The following is a 507-nucleotide window of genomic DNA, read 5'->3' on the forward strand; positions in this document are numbered from 1 at the left end:
GAATAGGCTAACCCACGCATTACACCGATGATTAGCGGTACGCGCATATGCTTGAATCCATGTACCACCCTCAACTGCAATACTATCACTTTGCAGTTCCATATAACCAGGAACGATGCTCCATTGATTCATGGACATAGCATTTTCAGTACCCGGACGCCAATCATTGCCATTGCCATTAATGGCAAATGCCCCAGCCTCAGACGGATTGCTCGTGGCATTCCAACCTGCAAGATTTGCCAGAGGCGTATTGGACAGCCAATTACCTACAACGGGTGCACTAGTTTCAAGGACAGTAGTACGGCTGGCAACAGCATCAACTGCTGTAGCACGTGCGTTAGACTCGTCGGTAATACGACCATTAGCAACAGCCAACCCATTATTCAGATTGGCTACGTTGGCCTCGATAGTAGAAGCACGACCTGCTAAAGCAGAGTCTGCATTAGCACGAGTAGATTCCTCATTAAGTACGCGAGCATTAGTCCTTACATCGTCAGTGATCTCCCG

General features: G+C 48.3%; 1 protein-coding gene. It reads right to left on the reverse strand.

All coding sequences use genetic code 11. The features are described from left to right. A partial coding sequence (locus VJI93_RS08480; RefSeq protein ID WP_324009273.1) for a hypothetical protein occupies positions 1–507 on the reverse strand: 507 nt, incomplete at both ends.

This window comes from Parvimonas sp. M20, assembly GCF_035282425.1.
Lineage (GTDB): Bacteria > Bacillota > Clostridia > Tissierellales > Peptoniphilaceae > Parvimonas.